The organism is Micromonospora sp. NPDC002296 (assembly GCF_040296145.1).
In the GTDB taxonomy this organism is placed as follows: Bacteria; Actinomycetota; Actinomycetes; order Mycobacteriales; family Micromonosporaceae; genus Micromonospora.
The window spans coordinates 209,777-216,323 of record NZ_JBEOWQ010000007.1 but is presented as its reverse complement, the minus strand read 5'-3'; the positions used below and the strand labels follow the sequence as shown (position 1 = coordinate 216,323).

Genomic DNA, 6,547 nt, shown 5'->3' with positions numbered 1-6,547 from the left:
GCCCGCGCGTACCTCCAGGTCGGCGACCCGCTCGCGGCCGGGCGCGTGCTGGTCGAGGCCCACCGGACCGCGCCGGCCGAGGTCCGGTTACGGCCGGTGGCCCGTACGGTGATCGCCGACCTGGTGCGCGGCGGGCCCGTCCCGGCCGACGTGGCGCACCTGGCCACGGCCGTCGGAGTCGCGTGAGGACCGCCCGCGCCGGATTCCCGTCCGGTTCCGCGCGACCGGCCGCAGTCAGTCCAGGTGCGGCAGGATGTGCCCGAGGTTCTCCTTCTTCGCCCTCAGGTAGGCGCGGCACGCCTCGTTGGGCGGGTCGACCAGCAGCGGCACCCGCTCGGAGATCCTGATCCCGCCGGCCGTGAGGCCGTCGACCTTCTTCGGGTTGTTGGTCATCAGGCGGATCGCGCGGTCGCCGTTGAGGTCCCGGATCATCTCGCTCGCCGACCGGTACTCGCGGATGTCCAGCGGGAGGCCGAGAATGTCGAACGCCTCCATCATGCCGACGTTCCGGTTGGCCTCGACCTCGATGAGTTTGACCTTCTGGAACAGGCCCAGGCCGCGCCCCTCCTGGTTGGACAGGTAGACCAGGAGGAAGTGGGGCTGCTGCGCGCCGATCCGTAGCGCCTCGGTCAACTGGGCGCCGCAGTCGCAGGAGTTCACGCCGAACGACTCCCCGAACAGGCACGGCGACTGCACGCGCACCAGAAGGTCGTCGGCCGGAAGGTCGCCCCGGGTGATGGCGAAAAGGAAACTGCCGTCCTTGTTGTAGACCGTCACCTCGAACTGCCCGAAAACGGTCGGCCGGGAGAATCGAGCAATCCGTTGGATCGCGACTACTTCCTCATTCATGGACACCCCTGGTGAATCGATCGCCTGGTTCGTCGGGCACGACGGACAGCCCCACCCGGGCCACGCCGGAGAAACGTCATGCCTCCGGCACCTGTCGCAGCGTCGGCCCCGGGGGCGCTGCGCGCGGCCGGGGCACCAGGGCCCCGGTGCTGATGTTGTAGGCGGCCATGCCCGCCGCCTGGGCGCTGGCGACGCCCTCCTCGGCGTCCTCGTACACCAGGCAGTCGCCCGCGTCGACGCCGAGCCGGCGCGCGGCCAGCGCGTAGATCTCCGGCGCGGGCTTTCCACGCGTGACGTCGCTCCTGGTGACGACGACGGGGAACAGCGGGCTGAGCCCGGTCGCCGCGAGACCGACGGTGATGGAGGCGGTCGACGCGTTGGAGCCGATCGCCAGTTTCTGCCCCCGGGCGGCGGCGGCACGGGCGACGTCGGCGACGGGGGTGTTGACCACGAGGCTCGGCGCGGCCTCGATCACGTGCGCCCGGAACCGGTCGGTGATCACGGCGACCGGAGCCGACAGCGGCCCGAACTGCCGCTCCCACAGCACCAGCAGGTCCGGCACCGAGATGGCCTGGCGCAGCCAGTACCACCCGGGGTCGAGCGTCGCGCCGTGCTCGCGCATCGCGGCGGACAGCGCCCGGAAGTTGAGCTCCCGGCTGTGGACGAGTGTGCCGTCCCAATCGAAGATCAGCGCGGCATAGCCGGTGCCGTCGGGCATCGTCGAAGGCACCTGGGGCGGGGCGCTCACGACGGCACAGTACATCGACACCAGTGGACGCCCGAAGCGTCCGAGCATCCATTTCTCGTCGAGTGACGCCGACCCGACAGAACCGGGGACGCCACGAGCGCCGGGACGTGAGCCGACCCGTTCGGACGACCTTTCCCTCTCCTTTCCCGGCGGGCCGACGCCGGCCGTCCACATTCTCCGCAAGAGGCGGCCGGCTGCTTCACCACATTGACGAAACGATCCATCATGTACCGGTGGACAAGGATGGGACGCGGCGCGGGAAGTGGCCCCTGCTGGCCCGGATCGGATTCGGGCTCGCCGTTTTCGGCCTGGCGCTCGTCTGCGTGACACTACCGGTCTGGGCGCTGACCGCCGGCGACCTCGAAATGGTCGCCGGCTGGGCGAACATCCTGGCATTCCCGGTGGCCGTGCTCGGCCTGACGCTCGTCCTGGGCGACCGGAGGAGGAACCGCGCGAAGGCCGCGTCACCCGCCGGGCCGACGGGCGGCGGTCCGCGACGGCCGTGGATGGCGCCCCCGCTGGACAGGATGGTCGAGCGGCCCGAGCTCGGCGGTCGCCTGGTGCGGGTGCTGACCGCCGGGACCCCCGCCGAGGTGGGGCTGACCACCGGCCTGCAGGGGGCGGGCGGGTTCGGCAAGACGTGGCTCGCCACGTGGGCGTGCCACCAGCCCGAGGTCCAGCGGCGGTTTCCCGGCGGGCTGCTCTGGGTCACCGTGGGTCAGGAGGCGCACGGCACCGACCTGACCGTCCGCGTCAACGACCTCATCTTCGCCCTGTCCGGGCAGCGCTCGGCCATCTCCGACCCGGACGCCGCGGGGGCGGAGCTGGGCCGCCTGCTGGACGAGCGCGGGCCCGTGCTGCTCGTCGTGGACGACGTCTGGGTGGAGGCGCAGCTGCGCCCCTTCCGGTACGGCGGCCGGTCCTGCACCCGGTTGGTCACCACCCGCGTCCCGGATGTCCTGGCCCACGGCGAGCGCATCCCGGTCGACGCGATGACCGCCACCCAGGCCCGGGAGCTGGTGGCGAGCGGGGTCACCGAGCTGCCGCCGCACCTCGTGAACCAGCTCGCGCAGCTCGCCGGGCGCTGGCCGATCCTGCTCAACCTCGTCAACGGCGCGGTGCGCCGCCGGATCGCCCACGGCCAGCCCGCCGCCGAGGCCGCCCGGGACGTCGCGCAGCAGCTCCGGGCCGAGGGCCCCGGGGCGTTCGACCCCGGGCGGTCACCGGAACGCAACCAGGCCGTCGAGGTCACCGTGGGTGCCAGCATGGCCCTGCTGAGCCCCGACGACCAGCGGCGGTACGTCGAGCTGGGGATCTTCCCCGAGGACGTGCCGATTCCCCTGGACGTGCTCGAACTCCTGTGGCCCGACCGGCGGGCGGCGGCGCTCTGCGACGAACTGGTCGGGCTCGGCCTCGCCGCCGACTACCGCCTCGACTGGCCCGGCCCCCGGCTGGTGATGCACGACGTCGTACGGGCCTACCTCCAGACCCGCTGCGTGGGCGTCACCTGGAGCGCGGCGCACCAGCGCCTGGTCGACAGCGCCACGGGGCTGCTCCCCCCGGGGCAGGCGACGCCCCGGCCGTGGTGGCGGCTGCCGCACGGGCGGGCTACCTGTGGCGCTACCTCCCCTACCACCTGGCTCAGGCGGGCCGGCGGGACGAGTTGGAGGCCCTGCTCCAGGACCTGCGCTGGGCGGAGGCCAAGACCCTCAGGTTCGGCTCGTCCGCCCCGGTGGAGGTGGACCTGGCGCTCGGCGGCAGCCCCGTCACCGGCCTGCTGCGCCAGGAGATCTCGGCGGCGGCCCCGCTGCTGGGCCCGATCAACCCGCCGCCCGCCCTGGGCGCGACCCTGGCCAGCCGGTTGCACGGCGTACCAGGGCTGGAGGACGTCGTCGACCGGTACCGCGCCACCCTGCCCCGGCCCCGGCTGGACCCGGCGCTGCCGCTGCCGGACCGGCCCGACCGCAGCGCGCCGTCCCGCCCGGGCCACACCGGCGGCGTGACCAGTTGCGCGTTCTCCCCCACCGCCCCGCTGCTCGCGACGAGCAGCGACGACGGCACGGTGCGGCTGTGGAGCCTGAGCGACTGGGCCGAGCAGGCGATCCTCACCGGGCACACCGGCGGCGTCTGGGACTGCGCGTTCTCCCCCGACGGCACCCTGCTGGCCACGGCCAGCACCGACTGGACGGTGCGGATCTGGCGGGTCGCCGACGGCGTCCAGACCGCCGTGCTGCACGGGCACACCGACTGGGTACGGAGCTGCGCGTTCTCGCCCGACGGCACACTCGTCGCCTCGACCGCCGCCGACGGCTCCGTGCGCCTGTGGCGGACCGCCGACGGCAAGGAGGCCGCCGTCCTGACGGGTCACACCAGCGAGGTGCGCGGCTGCGCGTTCTCCCCGGACGGCACCCTGCTGGCCACGGTCAGCACCGACCGTACCGGCCGGCTGTGGCGGGTCGCGGACGGCACCGAGCAGGCCGTCCTCACCGGGCACCCGGGCGGGCTCTGGGGCTGCGCCTTCTCCCACGACGGCACCCTGCTGGCGACCACCAGCCCGGGCATGGTGCGACTGTGGCAGGTCGCCGACCCCCGCCGGCACGTCACGATGACCGGCGCCGCCGACGAGATCAACAGTTGCTCGTTCTCCCCGGACAGCGCCCGCCTGGCGACGACCAGCTACGGCCGGGTCTGGCTCTGGAGTGTGGCCGACGGGGCCAGGCTGAAGACGGTCACCGGCCACACCGGGGCGGTCTGGAAGTGCGCCTACTCCCCCGACGGCTCCGTGGTCGCCAGCGTGAGCAACGACCAGACGATCCGGGTGTGGGCCGCCGACGACCTCGCCGAGGTCCGCGTGCTCGGCACCCGCAGCGACAAGGTGAACAGTTGCGCCTTCTCCCCGGACGGCACCCTGTTGGCGACGACCAGCTACGACGGGACCGTACGGCTGCGCGGGGCCGCCGACGGCGTCGAGCGCGCCACGCTCGTCGGCCACCGCAGCCGGGTCATCAGCTGCGGCTTCTCCCCGGACGGCCGGTTGCTGGCCACGACGAGCTACCAGACCGCCCGGGTGTGGCGCGTCAACGACCACCAGTTGGCCCGCGAGATCGTCGCGCACACGGACTGGGTCCGCAGTTGCGCGTTCTCCCCCGACGGCAGCCTGCTCGCCACCGCCAGCGCCGACCGCACCGTACGGCTGTGGAACGTGGCCGACGGCGCCGAGGTGGCCGTGTTCACCGACCCGTCGCGGGGGTTCCGCAGTTGCGCGTTCTCGCCGGACGGCACCCTGCTGGCCGCCGCGAACGCCAGCGGGCAGGTGCGGATCTGGCGGCTGCGCGACGGCCGTGAACACCTGGTGATCTCGGGGCACACCAGCAGCGTCGCCAGTTGCGTGTTCTCCCCCGACGGCAGCCTGCTCGCCACGGCCAGCGGGGACCGGTCCGTCCGCCTGTGGCGGGTCGCGGACGGCAGCCAGAAAGGCGTCCTCGTCGGCCACCACAGTTGGGCCGACCGGTGCGCCTTCTCCCCGGACGGCACCCTGCTGGCCACCGCCAGCAACGACCAGACCGTACGGCTGTGGGACGTCGCCACCGGCGACTGCCGGTGCGCGCTCCGGGTGGCGGGACCGGTGGTCTGGGTCGCGTGGCACCCGAGCGGGTCGCTGCTCTGCACCGTGGGGGCCGCCGGCGTCTACCTCCTGCACTACCGGGACTGACCTGCCTCACCTGGCCTGTCTCGGTGCTGCCGCGCTCATCCGCCGCGAGCGGCGGGCCGCCCGCACCAGGCCGGTGAGCACCGGGGGAACGTGATCGTCTGTCAGTCCTCCCCGACCACGGTCAGGTCGTCGCCGAGGGCCGCGGCGATGGCTGCGGCGCGCGAGTGGTCGTCCAGCCTGCGGGTGAGGTACGCGCAGGCGTGGTGGTGGGTGAGTGACCACCAGGCGGCGGAGCCTCCGATGCCACCTTTGGCGATCTTGCCGCGGTCGCGGATGAACCCGAGTGTCCAGGTGAGTCTGGTGCCGAATACCTCGTCGTGTCCGGTGACCTGGGATCTCAGCAGCTCCGCGTGCAGGTCGGGACCGAGTAGCTGACGCAGGGGCCCGTCGTCGCTGGTGAGGTGGGCGAAGAAGCCGGCCATGGCGGTTGCGGTGGTGTGCAGGTTGACCGCCGCGAAGACCGACTGACGCCAGATCCTGGAGTTCGCCCGCGTGGTGTCGAGCGGGCCCGCGGGGATCCGCAGCCACGGGGCCGCGTGGAGCTGGGTCGGCCAGTCCGGGCTCGCGTACTCCAGGTCGGCGACGCGGTCCAGGGCGCCGTCCGGTACGCCGAACCACGCGTCCAGCCCGAGTGCGGGGCGTACGACGCCGTCGTACACCTCCTGAAGCGTGGTGCCGGCGGCGGCGCGCAGGATGCCGTCGATGAGGTGGCCGTAGGTGAGCGCGTGCTCTCCCAGCGACGTGCCGGGCACGTACTCCGGTGCCGCCTCGGCCAGGCTCGCCCGCAGGGCGGTGTCGTCGAGCAGGTCGAGGGTGGCGGCCTCGGCCGGGAACCGGGGTTGACCCGCCTGGTGGGTGAGCACCTGACGCAGCGTGGTCCGTTCCTTGCCTCTGACGCCGTATTCCTTCCAGTAGGTGGCGATCGGCTCGTCCAGGGACAGCGCGCCGTCGCGGACGGCGATCAGGGCGGCGAGTGTGGCGAAGACCTTGGACAGTGAGTACGGCTGTACCAGGGTGTCGTCGCGCCAGGGCCGTCGCCGTTCGGGGTCGGCCCAGCCGCCGCTGAGCCGGACGACCTCCCGGCCGTCGCGCCAGACCGACACTCCCGCCCCGGTTTCCCGACCGTCGTCCAGTAGTTGTTGGAAGACCTGGCGCACCGCGTCGTACCCGTGCTCGGCGAACCCTTCGGCCTGAACCATTTCCGCCTCCCCGCTTCGCGGCAACTGGATGCTGCGGGG

General features: G+C 73.1%; 4 protein-coding genes and 2 pseudogenes. 3 read left to right on the top strand and 3 right to left on the bottom strand.

Going from position 1 to position 6,547, the window contains the following annotated elements:
• A pseudogene (locus ABT023_RS09085) lies at positions 1-186 on the top strand (helix-turn-helix domain-containing protein); the annotation flags it as partial.
• 48 nt (positions 187-234) lie between these two features.
• Here ABT023_RS09085 and ABT023_RS09080 read toward each other — a convergent pair.
• On the bottom strand, positions 235-849 hold the full coding sequence (locus ABT023_RS09080; RefSeq protein ID WP_350883334.1) for a GTP cyclohydrolase II: 615 nt from the start codon (positions 847-849) through the stop codon (positions 235-237).
• A gap of 76 nt (positions 850-925) precedes the next feature.
• Positions 926-1,567: an HAD family hydrolase gene (locus ABT023_RS09075; RefSeq protein ID WP_350883348.1), complete on the bottom strand. Its 642-nt coding sequence runs from the start codon at positions 1,565-1,567 to the stop codon at positions 926-928.
• Between the two features lie 395 nt (positions 1,568-1,962).
• Here ABT023_RS09075 and ABT023_RS09070 point away from each other — a divergent pair.
• Both ABT023_RS09070 and ABT023_RS09065 read left to right on the top strand, forming a co-directional pair.
• Positions 1,963-2,547, top strand: a pseudogene (locus ABT023_RS09070) (NB-ARC domain-containing protein); the annotation flags it as partial.
• Between the two features lie 632 nt (positions 2,548-3,179).
• Positions 3,180-5,309: a WD40 domain-containing protein gene (locus tag ABT023_RS09065; RefSeq protein WP_350883332.1), complete on the top strand. Its 2,130-nt coding sequence runs from the start codon at positions 3,180-3,182 to the stop codon at positions 5,307-5,309.
• 101 nt (positions 5,310-5,410) lie between these two features.
• On the opposite strand, the gene ABT023_RS09060 is transcribed toward ABT023_RS09065, so the two are convergent.
• Complete coding sequence (locus ABT023_RS09060) at positions 5,411-6,508, bottom strand: serine hydrolase domain-containing protein (RefSeq protein WP_350883330.1); 1,098 nt, start codon at positions 6,506-6,508, stop codon at positions 5,411-5,413.
• Positions 6,509-6,547: the final 39 nt, after the last annotated feature.

What these genes read in the sequence shown, in the direction of transcription:
- ABT023_RS09080 (WP_350883334.1), bottom strand. Translation starts at nt 849, where the DNA reads ATGAATGAGGAAGTAGTCGCGATCCAACGGATTGCTCGATTCTCCCGG.
- ABT023_RS09075 (WP_350883348.1), bottom strand. Translation starts at nt 1,567, where the DNA reads ATGCCCGACGGCACCGGCTATGCCGCGCTGATCTTCGATTGGGACGGC.
- ABT023_RS09060 (WP_350883330.1), bottom strand. Translation starts at nt 6,508, where the DNA reads ATGGTTCAGGCCGAAGGGTTCGCCGAGCACGGGTACGACGCGGTGCGC.